At 69.7% G+C, this 17,800-nt stretch carries 22 protein-coding genes; 8 read left to right on the forward strand and 14 right to left on the reverse strand.

Translation table 11 applies throughout. The annotated features are described in order from the left end of the window. Window positions 1-9 precede the first annotated feature (9 nt). Window positions 10-558 carry a hypothetical protein gene (locus tag ACFY2A_RS17265; RefSeq protein ID WP_363919943.1) on the reverse strand — a complete coding sequence of 183 codons (549 nt, stop codon included), beginning with the start codon at window positions 556-558 and terminating at the stop codon, window positions 10-12. 195 nt (window positions 559-753) lie between these two features. Here ACFY2A_RS17265 and ACFY2A_RS17270 point away from each other — a divergent pair, with 195 nt between their 5' ends. After that, window positions 754-1,971: a MalY/PatB family protein gene (locus ACFY2A_RS17270; RefSeq protein WP_387172651.1), complete on the forward strand. Its 1,218-nt coding sequence runs from the start codon at window positions 754-756 to the stop codon at window positions 1,969-1,971. Here the strand turns inward: ACFY2A_RS17270 and ACFY2A_RS17275 are convergent. Next, a complete protein-coding gene (locus tag ACFY2A_RS17275; RefSeq protein WP_387172653.1) occupies window positions 1,968-2,774 on the reverse strand; it encodes an NAD(P)H-binding protein in 807 nt (268 codons plus the stop codon). The genes ACFY2A_RS17270 and ACFY2A_RS17275 overlap by 4 nt on opposite strands. Window positions 2,775-2,862: 88 nt before the next feature. Here ACFY2A_RS17275 and ACFY2A_RS17280 point away from each other — a divergent pair, with 88 nt between their 5' ends. After that, a complete protein-coding gene (locus ACFY2A_RS17280) occupies window positions 2,863-3,285 on the forward strand; it encodes a winged helix-turn-helix transcriptional regulator (protein ID WP_387172655.1) in 423 nt (140 codons plus the stop codon). 63 nt (window positions 3,286-3,348) lie between these two features. Here the strand turns inward: ACFY2A_RS17280 and ACFY2A_RS17285 are convergent, their stop codons facing one another. After that, entirely contained in the window at window positions 3,349-3,846 is a 498-nt protein-coding gene (locus ACFY2A_RS17285; RefSeq protein ID WP_387172658.1) for an SRPBCC family protein, read from the reverse strand. 25 nt (window positions 3,847-3,871) lie between these two features. Here ACFY2A_RS17285 and ACFY2A_RS17290 point away from each other — a divergent pair, with 25 nt between their 5' ends. Both ACFY2A_RS17290 and ACFY2A_RS17295 read left to right on the forward strand, forming a co-directional pair. Then, the gene (locus tag ACFY2A_RS17290) at window positions 3,872-4,231 is read left to right on the forward strand and encodes an ArsR/SmtB family transcription factor (protein ID WP_387172661.1); all 360 of its coding nucleotides are present in this window, start codon (window positions 3,872-3,874) and stop codon (window positions 4,229-4,231) included. A 75-nt stretch (window positions 4,232-4,306) separates the two neighbouring features. After that, window positions 4,307-4,819, forward strand: a complete 513-nt coding sequence (locus ACFY2A_RS17295) for a hypothetical protein (protein ID WP_387172663.1) — start codon at window positions 4,307-4,309, stop codon at window positions 4,817-4,819. Between the two features lie 26 nt (window positions 4,820-4,845). Here ACFY2A_RS17295 and ACFY2A_RS17300 read toward each other — a convergent pair whose 3' ends face one another. Together ACFY2A_RS17300 and ACFY2A_RS17305 are read right to left on the reverse strand one after the other, a co-directional pair. Next, the gene (locus ACFY2A_RS17300; protein WP_387172665.1) at window positions 4,846-6,072 is read right to left on the reverse strand and encodes an MFS transporter; all 1,227 of its coding nucleotides are present in this window, start codon (window positions 6,070-6,072) and stop codon (window positions 4,846-4,848) included. Window positions 6,073-6,215: 143 nt separating this feature from the next. Further along, complete coding sequence (locus ACFY2A_RS17305; protein WP_387172667.1) at window positions 6,216-6,605, reverse strand: nuclear transport factor 2 family protein; 390 nt, start codon at window positions 6,603-6,605, stop codon at window positions 6,216-6,218. Window positions 6,606-6,685: 80 nt separating this feature from the next. Between ACFY2A_RS17305 and ACFY2A_RS17310 the strand changes: the two genes are divergently transcribed. Then, the gene (locus ACFY2A_RS17310; protein ID WP_387172669.1) at window positions 6,686-7,453 is read left to right on the forward strand and encodes a helix-turn-helix domain-containing protein; all 768 of its coding nucleotides are present in this window, start codon (window positions 6,686-6,688) and stop codon (window positions 7,451-7,453) included. 87 nt (window positions 7,454-7,540) lie between these two features. Here ACFY2A_RS17310 and ACFY2A_RS17315 read toward each other — a convergent pair whose 3' ends face one another. Both ACFY2A_RS17315 and ACFY2A_RS17320 read right to left on the reverse strand, forming a co-directional pair. Then, the gene (locus ACFY2A_RS17315; RefSeq protein WP_387172671.1) at window positions 7,541-8,200 is read right to left on the reverse strand and encodes a class I SAM-dependent methyltransferase; all 660 of its coding nucleotides are present in this window, start codon (window positions 8,198-8,200) and stop codon (window positions 7,541-7,543) included. Between the two features lie 91 nt (window positions 8,201-8,291). Beyond that, window positions 8,292-8,879, reverse strand: coding sequence for a TetR/AcrR family transcriptional regulator (locus tag ACFY2A_RS17320; protein ID WP_363919967.1), 588 nt, complete (start codon window positions 8,877-8,879; stop codon window positions 8,292-8,294). 154 nt (window positions 8,880-9,033) lie between these two features. Between ACFY2A_RS17320 and ACFY2A_RS17325 the strand changes: the two genes are divergently transcribed. Both ACFY2A_RS17325 and ACFY2A_RS17330 read left to right on the forward strand, forming a co-directional pair. Then, a complete protein-coding gene (locus ACFY2A_RS17325) occupies window positions 9,034-10,053 on the forward strand; it encodes an aldo/keto reductase (RefSeq protein WP_363919969.1) in 1,020 nt (339 codons plus the stop codon). Between the two features lie 124 nt (window positions 10,054-10,177). Next, entirely contained in the window at window positions 10,178-11,023 is an 846-nt protein-coding gene (locus ACFY2A_RS17330; RefSeq protein ID WP_387172674.1) for an LLM class flavin-dependent oxidoreductase, read from the forward strand. A gap of 29 nt (window positions 11,024-11,052) precedes the next feature. On the opposite strand, the gene ACFY2A_RS17335 is transcribed toward ACFY2A_RS17330, so the two are convergent. Further along, the gene (locus tag ACFY2A_RS17335) at window positions 11,053-12,171 is read right to left on the reverse strand and encodes a Gfo/Idh/MocA family protein (RefSeq protein ID WP_387172676.1); all 1,119 of its coding nucleotides are present in this window, start codon (window positions 12,169-12,171) and stop codon (window positions 11,053-11,055) included. Beyond that, window positions 12,141-12,851, reverse strand: coding sequence for a ThuA domain-containing protein (locus ACFY2A_RS17340; protein ID WP_387172678.1), 711 nt, complete (start codon window positions 12,849-12,851; stop codon window positions 12,141-12,143). The genes ACFY2A_RS17335 and ACFY2A_RS17340 overlap by 31 nt, the downstream gene beginning before the upstream one ends. A 252-nt stretch (window positions 12,852-13,103) precedes the next feature. On the opposite strand from ACFY2A_RS17340, the gene ACFY2A_RS17345 reads away from it, so the two are divergent. Then, window positions 13,104-14,057, forward strand: a complete 954-nt coding sequence (locus ACFY2A_RS17345) for a LysR family transcriptional regulator (protein ID WP_387172680.1) — start codon at window positions 13,104-13,106, stop codon at window positions 14,055-14,057. Here ACFY2A_RS17345 and ACFY2A_RS17350 read toward each other — a convergent pair. From ACFY2A_RS17350 to ACFY2A_RS17370, 5 genes are all read right to left on the reverse strand, one after another. Further along, window positions 14,023-14,505: a hypothetical protein gene (locus ACFY2A_RS17350; RefSeq protein WP_387172682.1), complete on the reverse strand. Its 483-nt coding sequence runs from the start codon at window positions 14,503-14,505 to the stop codon at window positions 14,023-14,025. The two genes, ACFY2A_RS17345 and ACFY2A_RS17350, sit on opposite strands and share 35 nt — an antisense overlap. After that, window positions 14,505-15,605: a saccharopine dehydrogenase NADP-binding domain-containing protein gene (locus tag ACFY2A_RS17355; RefSeq protein ID WP_387172684.1), complete on the reverse strand. Its 1,101-nt coding sequence runs from the start codon at window positions 15,603-15,605 to the stop codon at window positions 14,505-14,507. Before ACFY2A_RS17355 ends, ACFY2A_RS17350 begins: the two co-directional genes overlap by 1 nt. Next, the gene (locus tag ACFY2A_RS17360) at window positions 15,602-16,030 is read right to left on the reverse strand and encodes a class I SAM-dependent methyltransferase (RefSeq protein WP_387172686.1); all 429 of its coding nucleotides are present in this window, start codon (window positions 16,028-16,030) and stop codon (window positions 15,602-15,604) included. The genes ACFY2A_RS17355 and ACFY2A_RS17360 overlap by 4 nt, the downstream gene beginning before the upstream one ends. 125 nt (window positions 16,031-16,155) lie before the next feature. After that, on the reverse strand, window positions 16,156-16,518 hold the full coding sequence (locus tag ACFY2A_RS17365) for a LuxR family transcriptional regulator (protein ID WP_387172688.1): 363 nt from the start codon (window positions 16,516-16,518) through the stop codon (window positions 16,156-16,158). Between the two features lie 4 nt (window positions 16,519-16,522). Then, window positions 16,523-17,782: a nitrate/nitrite transporter gene (locus ACFY2A_RS17370; RefSeq protein WP_387172691.1), complete on the reverse strand. Its 1,260-nt coding sequence runs from the start codon at window positions 17,780-17,782 to the stop codon at window positions 16,523-16,525. Window positions 17,783-17,800 lie beyond the last annotated feature (18 nt).

The raw sequence follows: 17,800 nt of genomic DNA on the forward strand, positions 1-17,800 counted from the left end.
GCCGGTCGGTCACCGTTCGGCTGGGGCTCCGGTCGGTGCGTCGGGTTGGAGCTTGAGCCTGCTCACCAGCAGTTCGGCCTGGGCCACCGATCCGCCGCCGACCCCGAGTCCACCGCGGGCGGCACGGTAGAACCCGTCGCGGGCCTCGTTGGCCCGGTGCAGCAACGTGGGTCGGTCGGCATCGGCCTGCCCGTCCCGCGCCAGCCGCTCGACCTCCCAGACACTGTCCCGCCACGCCCGCGCCGCCGTCACCGTCGGCGCGTCGCCGAGCAGCAGCACGTTCTCCCAGGCCAGCGTGTGCCGGAAGTCGGCCTCCGCGAGCGCGGCGAGTGCGGCGTCCCGTTCCAGGTAGCCGCCGATCAGCCGGCTGGCGATGGTGTGTGTCTCCTTCAGCGCGCGGGCGAACTCGACGTACGCGTCGAGCCGGCGCTCGTCCCAGCGTACGGTCTGGTTGCGTCGCCACCGTGACCGGTCGGCCAGCGACGTGGCGACGATCGTCCCGATCGTGCCGATCAGCACGCCGAGTAGTGCGGGTAGCTGCGCAGCGATTCCGTCCATGGCTGGACAGCCTGGCAGCAGCCGGCAACCACCGACCATACGTCGAGAGTGGATCTGCTGTGGGTACGATGCGGTGATCTAGGCCCTTTCAGACGACCCCTCCGATAGGAGCCCGGCATGGCCAGCCCGGATCCCGACGTCATCGCGAAGCTTGAGCCCGACGTACCGCACGCCGCCCGCAAGCCCTGATCGGCCGTGACGACGGTGAATCCACTGACCCAGCTGTCCCTGGCCGAACTGCAACGACGCACCAGCGTCAAGTGGCGGCTGTACGCCGAGGACGTGCTGCCTCTGTGGGTGGCCGAGATGGACGTGCCGTTGGCCGCGCCCGTCGCCGAGGCGCTGCACGACGCGGTCGGGCGCGGCGACACCGGATACGCCTACGCAGCGGGGTACGCCGAGGCGCTCGGCGACTTCGCGGCCCGGCGGTGGGGGTGGTCCGACCTGCCGGTCGACCGCACGACCCTGGTCCCGGACGTGATGCTCGGCATCGTCGAGGTGCTGCGGCTGCTCACCGCTCCCGGCGACGCGGTCGTGGTCTGCGCACCGGTCTACCCGCCGTTCTACGCCTTCGTCAGCCACGCCGACCGGCGGGTGATCGAGGCACCGCTCGGTGCGGACCAGCGGATGGACCTGGCGGCGCTGGACGAGGCGTTCCGCCGGGCCCGCGCGGACGGCCGCCGGGCGGTGTTTCTGCTGTGCAACCCGCACAACCCGACCGGTGTCGTGCATCGACGTGACGAACTCGAAGCGGTCGCCGACCTTGCCGGCCGGTACGGGGTGCGGGTGGTCTCGGACGAGATCCACGCCCCGCTGGTGCTGCCCGGGGCGCGGTTCACTCCGTACCTCACGGTGCCCGGCGCCGAGGACGCCTTGGCCGTGCTGTCCGCCTCCAAGGCGTGGAACCTGGCCGGGCTGAAGTCGGCACTGGTGGTGGCGGGCCCACACGCGGTCGCCGACCTGTGGCGGATCCCGGAGGAGGTCAGCCATGGGCCGAGCCATCTCGGCGTCATCGCGCACACCGCCGCCTTCCGCGACGGCGGCGAATGGCTGGACCGCCTGCTGGCCGGTCTCGACGACAACCGTGAGCTGCTGGGGGTGTTGCTGGCCCGGCACGCGCCGACCATCCGGTACCACCGTCCCGAGGGCACCTACCTCGCCTGGTTGGACTGCACCGCACTCGGCATCGACAGCGGCCCGGTCGGCGACGAGCCGGGTGTGGTGACCGACGTCGCCGGGCCGGCGAGGTTGTTCCTCGACCGTGGGCGGGTCGCCCTCAGCTCCGGGCATGTCTTCGGCACCGGCGGTGCGGGCTTCGTACGGCTCAACTTCGCCACCTCCCCGGACATCCTGACCGAGGCGGTGACCCGGATGGGCCGCGCCGTCGCCGAGCACCACGCGACGGCTGGTTAGGGCTGCGTCGCGGCGGCGGCCTTCGCGGCGACGGCGAGCGGGGCGGTGAGCGGTCGATCGAGTAGCTGACCGAGGTCGGGGCTGGTGTTGTCGAGGAAGCCGTGCCGCACGCTGGTGGCGATCGAGGCGAGCATCGGCGGCTGGAACGGCAGGAGTGTGTCATCGGCGAGTAGCTGTGCGCGGTACTCGTCCAGCCCGATGGTGCGGTGCGCGACGCCGAGATGCTCAGCGATCTCAGCGGCGGTGATCTGGTCGCCGACCAGGTCGTAGATCCGGCCGGCGTGCGCGGTCGCGTCGGTTGCGACGATTGCCGCAGCGGCGGCCAGATCCGCTCGCGCCACCGCGGAGAGCGCGCCGTCGCCGAACGCCGATTCCAGTCCGTCGGGCACCCAGGTCAGCAGCGCACCGAAGAGTTCAGCGTAGAGCCCGTTGCGCAGGACGGTCCAGCCGAGCCCGCTCGCTCTGATCATCCGCTCGGTGGCGCGGTGGGCGAGCGCGAAACCGAGGTGGTCCCCGACACCGGTCAGGCTGGTGTAGACCACGTGGCTCACGCCGTCGCGGATCGCGGCGTCGAGAACAGCCCGGTGACGAACGATGACCCGGTCGTCCTCGGCGTACCCGGCCGAGACGAGGACCAGCGTCGAGACACCGGTGAGCTCGAGGCTCGCGGGTTCGTCGAAGTCGAGGTGACGCTGTGCGGCCGAGGGGGTGCGGCTGGCCCCCAGGGCGGGCACGTCCCGCTCGGCCAGTTCCCGCAGCGTGAGCGAGGCCAGTTGTCCGTTCGCGCCCGTAACCATGATCATTTCGGTTCAGTCTCCCACTGTGGTTCTTTTCAGTAACTACAGTGGGAATCCTGAATCGGCCTGGTTCGGCCCACAAGGAGGCAGTTTCGTGTCACCGACGCACACGGAGGTAACCCACCGCGCCGCCGAACTCGAACCCTGCGGGCAGGCGGATCACCCCGACTGCGGGATCCGCGACGTCCTCGACCGGATCGGGGACAAGTGGTCGGTTCTCGTGATCGTCGAACTCGCGGGCGGACCGCGGCGTTTCCGGGAACTCCAGCGCGCCATCGACGGGATCTCCCAGCGGATGCTGACCCTCACGGTGCGCCGGTTGGAGCGAGACGGCCTCGTGCGTCGTACCGTCTATCCCACCGTGCCCGCCTGGGTCGACTATCGCCTCACCGAGACCGGCGCGAGCCTCACCCACCTCGTCAAGGCACTCACCGACTGGTCCCTCCAGCACCGCGACACCATCGCCCAGGCCCGACAGGACTACGACAGCGAACACCCCGGCCACGAGATCCGATGACCCCGCAGCGTCGTCGACGCGCCGACCCGGCCCGTGCCGGCGTGGCCGACCGGCGCGGCACGGTCAGGCGAAGAACCCGTCGCGCAGGTTGATGCCGTGTTCCAGCCACGCCTTCAGGCAGCAGAGCATCTGGGTCCAGCCCTGGCAGTTGCCGTACGAGGCCTCCTGGCCCTCCGGAGTGGGTCGCCACCCCTGCTCGGCGATGGTGACCAGGGTCCGATCGGCACCGAGTGACTCGAACTCCATGGTGACGGTGGTGAAGTAGGACGCGCTGGCGACCGGTTCGTCGTTTGTGGACTGGGCACCGTCGGCCGCCTCCCAGCGCAGCACGATCCGCCGGTCCTGCTCCACCTCGACCACCTCGACCGGGAAGGCTCCGGGGAAGTCGGCGAAATCCCAGGTGACGGTGGCACCGGTGACCAGTCGGCCCTTCGCGCCACCGGTGGTGAAGTACCGGGAGAGCTGGTCGGGATCGACCACCGCCTCGAACACCTCGTGCACCGGACGGCTGATCCGTCCCGCGATCTTGAATCGCAGGTCCATGACGGTCCCCTCTCGCATCGTCGACATGTTGTATCTTTATAACATGTCGAGTCGTGGTGGAGAACGCGCCAACCCGGAAGCGGTCGACGAGGACCGCGTTTTCAAGGCGCTGGCATCGTCGACCCGGCGGCAGCTCCTCGATTCGCTCAAGGACCAGGCCCGGACCACCGGCGATCTCTGCGAACGGTTCCCGCACCTGGACCGCTGCACGGTGATGCAGCACCTGCGGGTGCTGGAGGCGGCCGGGCTGGTCATCGCCCAGCGCAAGGGCCGCGAGCGGTGGAACCATCTCGACCCACTACCGATCAAGCACATCCACGACCGGTGGATCGGTGACTACGCCAGCGCCGCGGTGGGCATGCTGGCCGCCCTCAAGAGCGACCTCGAAAGCGGTACGCCGTAGTCGCGGCAGCCGCTTCGATCACCGCTGGCCGGTTCCCACTGGGCAATTCGGCGACTTGCGGCAAAGATGGGTGCGGTGACTGTCGTACGTGGCCTTGATTTCGACGTGTCCCGGGCCCTCGGTGCCGTCGCGGCGCTCCTGACCGGACCGATACCGTCCGCAGGCAGCCCCACCTCGGTGGAATCCGACCCGCATGCCGGCGAATGGTTGGCCATCCGCGCGGCCGGCTTCGTCCTCGTGCCGCTGTGGGAGGGCCCGGACCTCAATGGCCTGCGTGACCCGGAGTGGACCGAGCAACTGGAAGCCGGTGACCGGCACCTGGACACCCTGGCCCGGACGTTGGACGGGCAATGGGGCCCACACCGCGTCCTCACCGTCGACTACCTCATCCGGAACCCACAGGCGGACCGCCCGCCGGTCTACGAGGCACTACTTCGTCAGGATCTCTACGGCGACCTGCACGTCTGGACGCCCGACCAGGCGCCGGACCGACGCCTGGCCCTCGTACTCGGGCACAGCGACGGCGACCAACCGCTCACGCTCGCCGCGCTGGTCACCGCCGGCCCTCTCCCCGAACTGCCCGCCTGAACAGCATCGGCAGGAGTGCTGGCCGGTCATTTCCCGACCAGTTTGTCGACCTCGTCGGCGTCTGCCGTCATCGGCGGGTGTGCGGCACCGCTCTGCGGGCCGGCGCTGGCGATCAGCGGTTCGGCCAGCAGTACGACAAGCGCCGCGACGGCCAGCAGACCGCCAGCGAGGGCCGTGCTGCGCACGCCGAACTCGGGCAGGATGACGGCCCCGAGCAGGGATCCCCCGGCGATACCGACGTTGAAGGCGGCGGCGTTGCCCGCCGCCGCCAGGTCGGAACGTCCCGGAGCCACTTCGAGTACCCGGTTCTGCATGGCCGGCATCAGCGCACCCATGGCGAACCCGGTCCCGGCCAGCAGCACCCCGGTCGCCAGCGCCGAATCGGCCAGGAAGAACATCGCAATCAGGGTGATCGCGAGCAGTACAACCGGTGTCAGCATCGCCACGCGCTGGTTGCGGTCGCTCGCGATTCCACCAACGGTGATGCCGGCGAAGTCCGCGAGCCCCCGGATGAGTAGAAGAAGACCGATGGCCGCTGGGGCGAAGCCGGTGACGTCGGTCAGGAACACCGCCGTGTAGGTGAAGGCCGTGAACAGCCCGCCCACCGACAACGCGGTGGCGATCACGACGGTGGCGTACCGGCGGGCGTCCGGACTGGTCCCGGTGAACGCGTGGGTGGCCGTCATCGGCGTCGATGGCATCAACGCCACGATCGCCACGAACGCGGCCAGGGCCATACCGGCCAGGGCGAGGAACGCCGCACGCCAACCAAGTTGCTGTCCGAGCCAGGTACCGGCCGGTACGCCGAGCATCGGGCCGAGGGAGGCCCCGGCGAACACGACCGCGGTGACCTTCCCGCGCACCCGCAGCGGGAACATGCCCGCGGCGGCGGGCGCCACCACAGACCAGAACAGCGCCTGGGTGAGCGCGACGACCACTCGCGTCCCAAGCAGCACCTGGTAGTTGCGGGCGGCGGCCGAGACCACCGTGGCGATGACCAGCACGCCCAGCAGGACGCTCAGCAGGCGACGACGCGGTACCCGCTGGGTGACATACGTCAGCGGAACGGAGACGATCGCGACGGTGCCCGCGTAGCCGGTGACGAGCAGGCCGGTGTGCGACACCGAAACGTTCAGGTCGGTGGCAATGAGCGACAGGATCCCGATCGGCAGCGTCTCGATGGCGACGTAGCAGAACGCCGAGACGGACAACGCGATCAGCGCCCCGATCGCTCGCGGCGAAGCGGATGTCACCGGCTCCGGTGGCCTCTCACGACCGCCCATCGTGCGCCCGCCCTCCGTCCCTTGACCACCATCGATCGTCTCAGCACAACAGCCGCCTGATCGTCAGAGTCGAGCGGGCCGCACGAACCGGCACCCGCCAGTAGGGCCGACGGTCAGCGCTGGGCCGGTGCCCACCACACCAGGTTGGCGGCGACCTGGGCGACTGGCTCGATGATCTCCCAACCCTCGGCGATCAGCCCATCGTCGATCCGCCAGATGTCGACGACCGCAATCTCCGGCCCGGTGTCCGCAAGCCAGCGCCGCGAGTACACCATGACGTGATCACCGTCGGCCAGCACCTGATGAATCTCGATCCGCATACCGGCGAGCGGCACCAGCGCGGCGCGGACGGCGGCGAGCCACTCCCCTTTGCTCGATGTGATCGAACCCGGCCGATGGTGAACGAAGTCGTCACTCAGCGACCGCGCGAGCGCGTCGACGTCACCTGTCTCGATCAACCCCGCCAGCGCCCGTTGGACGATGTTCTTGTTCTCCGTGGTCATGGACGCAGTGTTTCCGCATCCGCGACGCCTGTCGATGACATCGGATTTCATGGCGCTCGGCCCACCGATGGGTACGATCCATGATCGTGCACACGGTCGGGGAACTCCTACGACAGTGGCGACAACGCCGGGGACTCAGCCAACTCGATCTCGCTATCGCCGCGGACGTCTCCGCCCGTCACGTCAGCCTGGTCGAAACGGGCAAGTCCAAACCGAGCGCCGACATGATCCTCCGGCTCGCGGATCAGCTCCACGTGCCGCTACGCGATCGCAACCAGCTCCTGCTCGCCGGCGGCTTCGCACCCCGCTACACCGAGCGTCCACTCGACGACGATGCGCTGTCGGCCGCACAGGACGCGATCCGCAGGGTGCTCCGCGCACACGAGCCGTACCCGGCGGTGGTCTTCGACCGCCGCTGGAACATCCTGATGACCAACCGCGCCGTCGACCCGTTCTTCGCACAGGTGGCTCCCGACCTGCTGCGGCCACCGGTCAACCTGGTGCGGCTGGGACTGCACCCGCGCGGCCTCGCCCGCCTGGTCGTCAACCTGGCCGACGTACGCGCGGTGTTCCGCACCCGGATCTCACGCCAACTCGCCACAGCTCCCGACCCTGACCTCACCACGCTCTACGAGGAACTCCTGACGCCCGGGCCGGACGAGGCGTCAGACCAACGGATCGACGGCGACGTCGTGATCCCGATGATCCTCAACGTCGACGGACGGGAACTGCGACTGTTCTCGACCATCACCACGTTCGGCACCCCGATGGACGTCACCATCGACGAGATCGCGATCGAGTCCTACTACCCGGCGGACGCGGAGAGCGCCGCCTACTTCGCCGAGTAGCGTGCCTCCGGTCCGGCCACGTGCCCGCAGCGGTCCGGTCAAGGAACTGAGCCGGCACGCGGTCCCGTGCTGTTGCAGGGAGTACGGCTACGCGATGGCCGAGTCGGTCTTGCGGACCAGCATGTAGCCGTACGGTGGCTCGTCTTTCTCGGGTGGGGTGCTGCCCTGAAAAACCAGGGCGAGCCCGGCGGCGGCGAAGCGGTCCGTCATCTCCCGGGCCGAAAGCCAGTAGCGGTCGAAGTCGATGCCGAAGCCGGCGACGCGGCTGCCGGGAGCATTACGGTGCACGGTGCCGTCGCCGTCCTTGAAGGCCGCCACCAGGTAGCCGCCCGGCTGCACGACCCGGGCGAGTTCGGCGAACGCGTGAGCCCGGACCTCGGGCGGAAGATAGATCAACGAGAACCAGCACACCACTCCGGCCAGCGACGCATCTTCGAACGGCAGCTCGCGAAGGTCGGCGACCTCGTACGCGAAGCCCGGGTTGTCCCGCCGCGCCACCTCGACCATTCCCGGCGAGAGGTCCACCCCGCGCGGCGACAGACCCCGGCCGGCGAGGTACGGCAGAAGTCGCCCGGTGCCGCAACCCACATCCGCGACCTCCGGCCCCACCGCCAGGGTCAGCTCGGCGAACAGGTCGAGCATCGCCCGCTCGATCGGCATCCGTTCAAGCGCCTCGGCCACGTTCTTCGCGTACCACTCCGACAGCACGTCGTGCGCGTGTCGCAGCTCCTCGGTCCTGTCGTCCATTCCCGGTTGCCCTTCCGTCGACCGCCGTCGTGGCGGCGAATCTACCGCCGGCCCAGGACCGGCACGGAAGGCGGAGATCGCGGCCGACTGCCTAGCGGAGGCGCAGTCCTTCGGTGAGGAGTCCGACCATGCGACGCGCGTCGTAGCGGGGGTTGTGGTCCGCGCCGATGCAGAGATTGCCGACGCCACGCAGCAGTTCGTAGGCATCCATGTCGGGGCGGATCTCGCCCGCTGTGGCAGCAGCGTCGAGCAGCCGGGCACACACGGGGACGAGGCGGTCGATGAAATAGGCGTGCAGGGTCTCGAAGGCGGCGTCGTCGGACTGCAACGCCTCGGCAAGGCCGTGCTTGGTCACCAGGAAGTCGACGAAGAGGTCGATCCAACGCACCAGGGCGGCGTGCGGTGTACTGCTGTTCGCCAGCAGTGTCGGACCAGCCTCAGCGCATGCCTCGACCTGGTGCTGGTAGACCGCGACGATGAGATCGGCTCGCGTCGGGAAGTGGCGGTAGATCGTGCCGATGCCGACGCCGGCCCTGGCGGCGATGTCGCGCACGGGCACATCGACGCCGGAAGTGACGAAAGCCGCGGCGGCCGCGTCCAGCAGTGTCTCCTCGTTACGCCGGGCGTCCGCACGCTTCCGCTTGGCTGACGACCCTGATCCGCTGTCGGTGCCGACCACTGCGCGTTACCTCCGCCACTCTACTTGCCATGCGGAACCGTGTTCCGTATGTTGGCTAACGGAACAAGGTTCCGCTCAATCAGCATACTGAACAGGCGAGCCAGGACCCAAGCCGAGCCTCGCAAACCACTTCACCTCCCAAGGGGGACAAGTCATGCAGTACCGCACTTTGGGCCGCACCGGTGTGCAGGTCAGCACCCTCGTGCTCGGCGCGATGAACTTTGGGAAGATCGGCAACACCACGCAGGAGGAAGCAACCGCCATCGTCGATGCGGCCCTCGATGCGGGGATCAACCTCATCGACACCGCCGACGTGTACAGCGGCGGCCAGTCCGAGGAGATGATCGGCAAGGCCATCGCCGGTCGCCGCGACGACGTCGTGCTGGCTACGAAGGCGAGCTTGCCGATGGGCGACGAGCGCAACCATCGGGGCGGTTCGCGCCGCTGGTTGGTCACCGCGTTGGACAACAGCCTGCGCCGGCTCGGCGCCGACCACGTGGATCTTTACCAGATCCACCGGTGGGACCCGAGCACGAGCGACGAGGAGACGCTGTCAGCGCTGACCGACCTACAGCGGGCGGGAAAGATTCGGTACTTCGGCTCGTCGACCTTCCCCGCCTATCGCATCGTGCAGGCGCAGTGGGCCGCCCGGGAGAACCATCTGGGCCGGTATGTCACCGAACAGCCCAACTATTCGATCCTGCAGCGTGGGGTCGAGACCCACGTGCTGCCGGTGACCGAGGAGTACGGCATGGGCGTGCTCGCCTGGAGCCCACTGGCGTCGGGATGGCTGTCTGGCGCGATCCGTGCCGGCCAGGAAATCAGCACCAACCGCTCGGGCTTCATGCAGCAGCGCTACGACATCAGCATCCCCGCCAACCGCGCCAAGCTCGACGCCGTCGAGCAGCTCGCCACAGTAGCCGACGAGGCCGGCCTCAGTATGATCCAGCTCGCGCTCGGATTCGTCACCGCGCACCCCGCCGTGACCAGCGCGATCATCGGCCCTCGCACGATGGACCACCTGCACGCTCAGCTCGCCGCCGCGGACACCGTGCTCTCCGCCGACGTGCTCGACGCGATCGACGCGATCGTCGATCCCGGTGTCGATCTCGCCGCACACGAGAAGAACGACACGCCGCCCGCCCTGCTCGACTCGGCGCGGCGACGTCGCTGATCGCTCGTCACGTCAGGCACGCGCCGGCAGGCAGGCGTACCCCCTGCTTGGTGCGTCGCAGGCTGGCCCTTAAGAAAGGACGAACGGACCCATGCCGCGAACACCCCTGCCTCGATTCGGAATCATGACCGCCCCGTCACAGGTCGACTACCACGACGTCCTGCGGGTCTGGCGCGAGGCAGACACCATCCCGGAGATCAAGCACGCGTGGCTGTTCGATCACCTCATGCCGATCGGCGGCGACCCGAACGGGCCGACCTACGAAGGCTGGACCCTGCTCTCGGCCCTCGCCGCACAGACCCGACGACTGCGCCTCGGCCTGCTCGTGACCAGCAACCGCATCCGCCCGCCCGCGATGCTGGCCAAGATCGCCGCGACGGTGGACATCGTCTCCGACGGACGGCTCGACTTCGGTATCGGCGCGGGTTCACGACCCAGCCACCCGCTGGCCCGGCGCGAGTATGAAGCACACGGCCTGCCCTTCCACGACGCGGCACACGCGGTGGGAAGCCTCGCCGAGGCGTGCACCGTCATTCGGCGGCTGTGGACCGAGGCCGAGCCGTTCGACTTCGACGGGACCTACCACCGTCTCACCGGAGCATTCTGCAACCCCAAACCCGTCCAGCGCCCCCATCCGCCGATCCTCGTGGGCGGACGCTCGGCAGCCGTGCTGCGCGTGGCGGCCGAGCACGCCGACCTGTGGAACATCCCCGGCGGCGACATCGACGACGCCGTCCGTCGCAGCGCACTGCTGGACCGCTACTGCACCGAGATCGGGCGCGACCCCGCCTCGATCACCCGATCCATCGTCCTGCCGGTCTCCTACGAGCAGCCCGGCATCAACCAGGAGGCAATCGGCAGAGCGATCGACGCCGGCTTCCAGCACATCGTCCTCGGCCTGCCCGCGCCCTACCCCGCCGACGTCGCCCAGTGGGTCACCGACGAACTCATCACCACGCCCGCCCAGTAACCCAGCCGCAGCGCGAAGCTCCGCATCGCTCAGCCCTCGGGCGCGAGGGCGGACAGCCAGTCCTCGGTCGGGGTGAGCGGGACGGGTGCGGGACGTTCGACGGCCGTCGTCAGCTCGATCCGCCGGCCCTCGGCGGCCGACCGGAGCAGGGTGGTCATGATGTCGAGTACGTGCAGCGCCACCTCGCCGCTGGCGCGTGGCGGACGCCGTTCGTCGGCCCGGACCAGGTCGATCAGGCCGACCCCCCGAGAGGCGGCGACGTAGCCGGCCCGCGGTTCCAGGGTGCGCCACCCGGGGCCGTCGAGCGCGAGGTGGCGGACCTCGCCGTCGAAGTTGTTCGGATCGGGTACGGCGAGGGTGCCCTCCTCCCCCTGCACCTCGATCGGCGCGGCCGTCGTCGCGACACCGTCGAAGGTGGTCGTGAGAGTGCTCAGGGCACCACCCGCGTGTTCCAGCACACCGCTCACGTGGGTCGGCACCTCGACCGGTATCCGCTGCCCGAGGCGGGGGCCCGAGCCGATGACCCGGGTGTCACGCAGCCGGCTGGCCGCCCCGATCACCGCCCGAACCGGCCCGAGCAGGTGGACCAACGCGGAGATGTAGTACGGCCCCATGTCCAGCAGCGGGCCGCCACCTGGGACGTAGTAGAAGTCGGGGTTGGGGTGCCAGCGCTCGTGTCCCGGGGTGACCATCACGGCCGATGCGGAGAACGGGCGGCCGATCAGTCCACCATCGATCGCCGCTCGGGCGGTCTGCGTACCGGTGCCCAGGACGGTGTCCGGCGCGCATCCGACGCGTACGCCGGCAGATGCCGCCCGGTCGATGAGCGGCCGGGCCTCCGGGAACGTGGCGGTGAGCGGCTTCTCGACGTAGACGTTCCGGCCGGCGTCGATCGCCGCGCCCGAGATCTCGGCGTGCGCCGCCGGGATGGTGAGGTTGAGCACCGTCGCCACATCGGGGTGGTGGAGCAGTCGCTCGACACTCACCGCCTCGGCGCCGGGAATCGTGGCGGCGGCCGCGTCGGCCCGGGCCGGGTCCAGGTCGGCCACCGCGACAACGCGCACGGTGGGATGGTTGGCGAGCGTGTTCAGGTACGCGCGGGAGATGAACCCGAGACCTACGACGCCGATGCCGTGCGGGTCGCCCACACCATTCCCCTCTCGATGACGGTACGGACGCTCGGGTGCTCCAGCACGTCGAGGCTGTGTCCCGGAGTCGCCACCACGATCCGCCCGGCGCCCCAGTGTCGGGTCCAGATCGCGGGCGAAGTGACCGGCCGGTGCCACGGGTGCCACTCCCGGGTCGGGTGGGTGGTGGTGGCCAGCACGTCGATCAGGTCGTCGTGCAGCACCCAGTACTGCTCGGTGACCAGGTCGAAGTCCTCGATCCCGGCGGTGATCGGATGCTCCCGGCCGAGGTCGGTGATCGCGATCGTGTGTGGCAGGAAGTTGTCCTCCTCCCGACCGACACGGTCGCACGGCTGGACGCCCGGATGGGTGGCGAACTGGCCACCCACCAGATGCAGGTAGTCCGAGGAACTGCGGAACGAGTCGGCGATGCCGCCGTGCCAGCCGGTGAAACCCGTCCCGGCGACCACCGCCGCGGCCAGACCCGCCACCTGCTCCGTGGTGATCTGCGACATCGTCATGCACTGCACGATGAGGTCGGTGTCGGCCAGTTCGGCGGCGTCGGCGTAGATTTCCGTCGACCCCTCCACCCGTACCGCGTATCCGCTGCGCTCAAGGAACGGGATGAACAGCTCCGTCGCCTCGACCGGCCGGTGTCCCTCCCATCCGCCTCGGACCACAAGGGCCTTTCGCCGCGTCACACCCGCTCCTCCCCCGGTCCGTCGCCCCGGGCCGCCGTGCCACCCGGGCCGACGCCCCGCACGTCCGACACAGGGCCTAACCGTACCCGGGCCGTCCCGCTGACTCGGTCCCCCGACCGAGACACCGCGATCCGGACCGACCTACCAATGCATCGGAGTAATGGCCCGCGGTGCGCCTGGGTTCGCGTTTTCCGATCACTCACAACCGTTTGCGGGCGGGCTGAGCAGATATCGCAGCTATAAGCTTCGCGCATGATTGACTCATGGACCCTGCGGGTTCTCCTGGAGGTCGCCGGCCGGGGTTCGTTCTCCGCCGCGGCCGAGGCCCTGTCCATGACGCAACCAGCCGTCTCGCGGCAGATCAGCGGTTTGGAACGGCGCGTCGGCGTGCCGCTGTTCCGTCGGCTTCCGCGCGGTGTACGGCTCACCCAGGCCGGGCAGACCGCCGTCGAACTCGCCCGCGACATCCTGGTGCGGACCGACGCCCTGGAGGCCCGGTTGCGCGCCTTCACCAGCCTGACCGGCGGGCAGCTGAACGTGTCGGCCTTTCCGAGCGCCAACGCCCGACTCACTCCGGAAGCCATTCGTCGTTTCGCCGAGTCCCACCCGGGCGTCTCGGTGGACCTGGTCCGACCGGATGAGTCGGGTCCGCTGGCGGCCGTCCGGGACGGCCGGATCGACGTGGCCCTGCTGACCTCGTGGCAGTTGTTCGCCGACCCGACCAACGCCAAGCACGACCTGTCAGCGTCTCGACTCACCGACGAGGCACTTGACGGTCTTGACCTGGTGCCGCTCTGCGACGAACGGCTGCACGTCGCACTTCCGGCCGATCACCCGTTGGCGCGGCGCCAGCGGGTGCCGCTGCGGAAACTGAAGGACGAGCGGTGGATCGAGGGCGCCTATCCGGACTGTCTCGGTCCGATCCCGCCGCTCGCCGAGGCGTTGGGTGGCCCTCCGCAGATCGCGTTCTTCTGCGACGACTGGAACGGCAAGCAGGCGCTGGTCGCCGCGCGGGCCGGTGTCATGCTCGTACCGACGCTGACCCAGGCCGCGCTACGGCCCGACATCGTCCTGCGGCCCACCGTTCCGGTCCTGCCGACCCGCCGGTTGTATGCCGCGGCGGCCGCCCCGCCGTTCCGGTCGCCAGCGGCGACCGCGATGATCGGGATCCTCACGGCGATCTGCCGGCAGCCGGTCGAGGGATGACGACCGTCCGCCGGGACCATGCGGGTGCCACCGCCAGCAGCACCGCGGCGACCAGGGTGAGGACACCGGTGCCCTGGAACAACACGTCGGCTGAGATGCGCGCATCGCCGTCGACGGGATAGAGATCGTTGATGAGGGCCTGCGCGTCCAGCAGCCGCAGCACGGCGAACAGCGCGTGATTGAACCCGCCTTCGAAAAGGCCGACCGACGCGACCCAGAAGGCGTAGACCAGGAACCAGAAGATCGCGCGAGCCCACCGCATCCTCGATCCGAGCCGGTAGGTCAGATACGTGACGGCGAACGCGCCGCTGAAGACGAGAGCCAGGACGGTCCGCTGTGGGCTGTCGAACCGGAGACCCCCGTACAGGTGGTGGGCGAACGTCACGAGATAGAGCACAGTGGTCCAGGTGATGGCGGCTCGGAGCCGGCTGGCTGACATCCGTGGCATCACTGCTCACCTCCCTCGGAAGCAGTCGGCATCCGGCCCGCCGACGGCTCGGCCGGGAACGGCGGCGGGTGCTCGTGCACGGCCAGGTCGTGTCGCTGCATCGTCTTGAGGAACCCGCCCACGTCGACGATCTGGTCGATGTGATGCACCCCGGGTGGGTAGCGGCGCCCCAGCACGCCGAAGGCGATCTCCGCAGCGACCACACCTGTCGCGTGGCACTCTTGACGGCCCGTCACCGCCGACCACACGTGCCTTCCCCCTCCGTCGGTGGCCGAAGCGTGCACCACGAACCGGTCTCCGCCGAGCCGCAGTCGGCTCGACGCGCCGGTCAGCAGGCGAGCCCCACCCAGCCGGTCCGCCAGCCGGAATGCGCCGACGGCACGCAGCCGGAACAACGCCGCCGTGACGGCACCGGAGTCGAAACAGAGGCGGGTGGTCACCGGGACGCCGAGCGTACGGGTCAAGGTGTACTGGTCCGAGAAGGGAAACGGGTACGCGGTACGCACGCCGAATCCCGGCAGGTCCACCCGAGCCCGTCCCGGCCGCTGGGTCCGGTCGAGCGGGGCCATCAGTCCCGTCACCGTCCACCGGACCGAGTCCGGCCCGTGGTCACCGGCCGCGCCCAACAGGATCGTCACGTCGACGGAGGTCGCGGATGGCAGGCGCCCGGTGCAGCGGCGGGCCAGCACGTTTGTCAGTCCGGGTGCCAGCCCGACGCTGAGCACGGCGGTCGTTCCGGTCCGCTTCGCGGCGGCGTCGAGCCGTTCGATGCCGGCCAGCACGTCGGCCGACGCGCTGATGTCGACATAGGAGACGCCACGGTCCAGGCACGCGCGGGCCACCGCCTCGTTGCGATGCTCCACACACATGACCACCACCGCGGCGTCGGCCAGCAGCCCGTCGAGACCCCGCAGGTCGTCAAGGTCCAACCGGTGCGGGGTCAGCCGGCCCGGGTCGGTCCGGGCCAGGGCCTCAGCACGCGCCAGATCACGACCAGCGACGACGACCTCGTTCGCCGCATCCCGGGCCAGCGTGGTGGCCACCACCCGACCCACGGCGCCGTAACCGCCGATCACGACGGCCACTCCACGGTCGGTCATTGCCACCTCGCCGCGACCACCCAGAGCCTACCGCTCAGGCGGACACCGGCCCCGAGGCCGTACCTGCTGATCACCACGTCGTGCCGACCGCGGGGAAATGGGTACACCGGCGCATCGCCCTGGTGGAACCGGGCGTTCGTCAGCCCCTCCCGGACCGCTTCGGCCCGGGCCCGGTCGAGCATCGGCGCTGACAGGTCGATTCCGGCTGCCCAACCCCGGGCACATTGTCGTGCCGCTCTCCGGGTGGTGCGCCCCGTGCCGCACCCGATGTCGAGCACCACGTCGGTGGGGCCGGTTTCGGCCATCCGGAACGGGCGGTCGAGCAGCGCATCGTCGAGGTCACCCCGCCGATCGTGGTGCTCGGCCCAGTGGGCCCCCTCCGGACCATTCCAGCCCATCACCTGGTGAGCGTTCGCCACCCGCATCTGATCACCTCTTCGGACGCTGTCCACGGAAGTGAGTGTGTCCGGGCCCAGCTATGAGCACCACTGCGACTTGGTTGGGTAATCCATAACATCAGTGCATGGCACGGCTCTGCCCCCGTGCCGTGTCACATTCTCTTGGCGACGGTCAGCAGCACCACGGAGTCCTGCAACGCCTCGAGACTGTGCCGGGCGTCGGGGACCAGCAGCAGCTCGCCGCCGCTGCCGTCGCAGCTGGCCGTGTCGGTGGCGAGCCGGACGAGGCCGTGCAGCACGTGCACGGTCGCCTCTCCCGGGTTCTCGTGTTCGTCCAGCCGTTGACCGGCGACGAGGGCGATGACGGTTTGCCGCAACGTCTTGGTGTGGCCGCCGTGCACGGTCTGGGCGCTACGCCCGCTGGACGCGCCCCGCGCCGCGGTGAGCAGCTGGTCGGTCAGGTCGGTCAGCGACGACTTCTGCATGATCTCCCTCTTCTGGTCGACATCTGTCATCAGATCAGGCTTGGATGCTCCGGCGGGGCGCTGTGTCCGCTACGAGGTTGGATTTCTTGTCGACCCGGCTCATCTTGACGGCGGTGTAGACGGCGGCGGCGAGGGCGACGTCGGACAGCAGCATCAAACCGATGGCGTACGAGCCTTCGATGCCGTACACCCAGCCCATGATCAGCGGCGGGACGAACCCGCCCAGGCCGCCCGCCGCCCCGACCACGCCGGTCACCGTGCCGACCTTGTCGGCCGGGGCGACCCTGCCGACGAGGGCGAAGACGGCACCGCTGGCGGCACCCAACAGAGCCGCCATGGCGAGGAGAGCGATCGTGGCGACCGGCATCAGGGGCGGCTGGAACGCCTGAACGACGGCGAACACGGCCGTGCCGGCGAAGCACCAGACGAGTACCGGCACCGGGTGGAGACGGTCGGAAAGCCAGCCGCCGGCCGGGCGGGCGGCCACGGCCAGGACGACGAAGCCGGCGGTCCGCAGCGCCGCGTCGTTGGCGCTCAACTCGTAGGCGGTGCGCAGGTACGCGGGCAGGTAGACGCTGAAGGCGACGAACCCGCCGAAGCCGACCGCGTACAGGAAGCACAGCTGCCAGGTGACGGACAGCCGGCTGACCTCGGCGGTGCGGGCCAGCGCGGACCCAGCCGGGGCGGTACGGCCGGGTGGGTCGCGCAGCAGCAGGAACGCCAGCACGGCGTAGCCGGCGAGGATGGCCGCCACCAGCAGGAAGGGCGTGTTTTCGCCGTAGGCGTCGGCGAGCCGCACGGTGGTGAAGTTGGCGATGGCGGTACCACCGGTGCCGATGCCGAAGACGCCGAGCGCGAACCCTTTACGGGCGGGTGGGTACCAGCCGGAGATCAGCGGTACGCCGATGGCGAAGGTCGTACCGCCCAGGCCGAGGAAGAACCCCGTGGCGATCAGCGCCGGGTAGCTGTCCACGACGGTCAGGGTCAGCACCGGCACGACGGTGGCGAGGCTGAGCAGAGGGAACATGATGCGCGCGCCGTACCGGTCGGTGAGCGCGCCGACCGGAACACGGCCCAGCGAGCCGACGATCACCGGCACCGCGACCAGCAGCGACTGGGCGGCGAAGCTGAGCCCGAGGCGCTCCTTGACGCCGGGGCCGAGCGGGCCGAGCAGCGCCCAGGCCCAGAAGTTGACGGTAAAGCCGATGGTGGCGACCACCAGGTTGCGCGTGGCGCCGGGACGTGGCGCGGCACCGGCCGCGTTCGGCCTCGGCGCTTTGCCGGTTGTGGTCATCTCGTACCTCATAGTGGG

The sequence above is a fragment of the Micromonospora sp. NPDC000442 genome (genome assembly GCF_042898635.1).
Lineage (GTDB): Bacteria > Actinomycetota > Actinomycetes > Mycobacteriales > Micromonosporaceae > Micromonospora.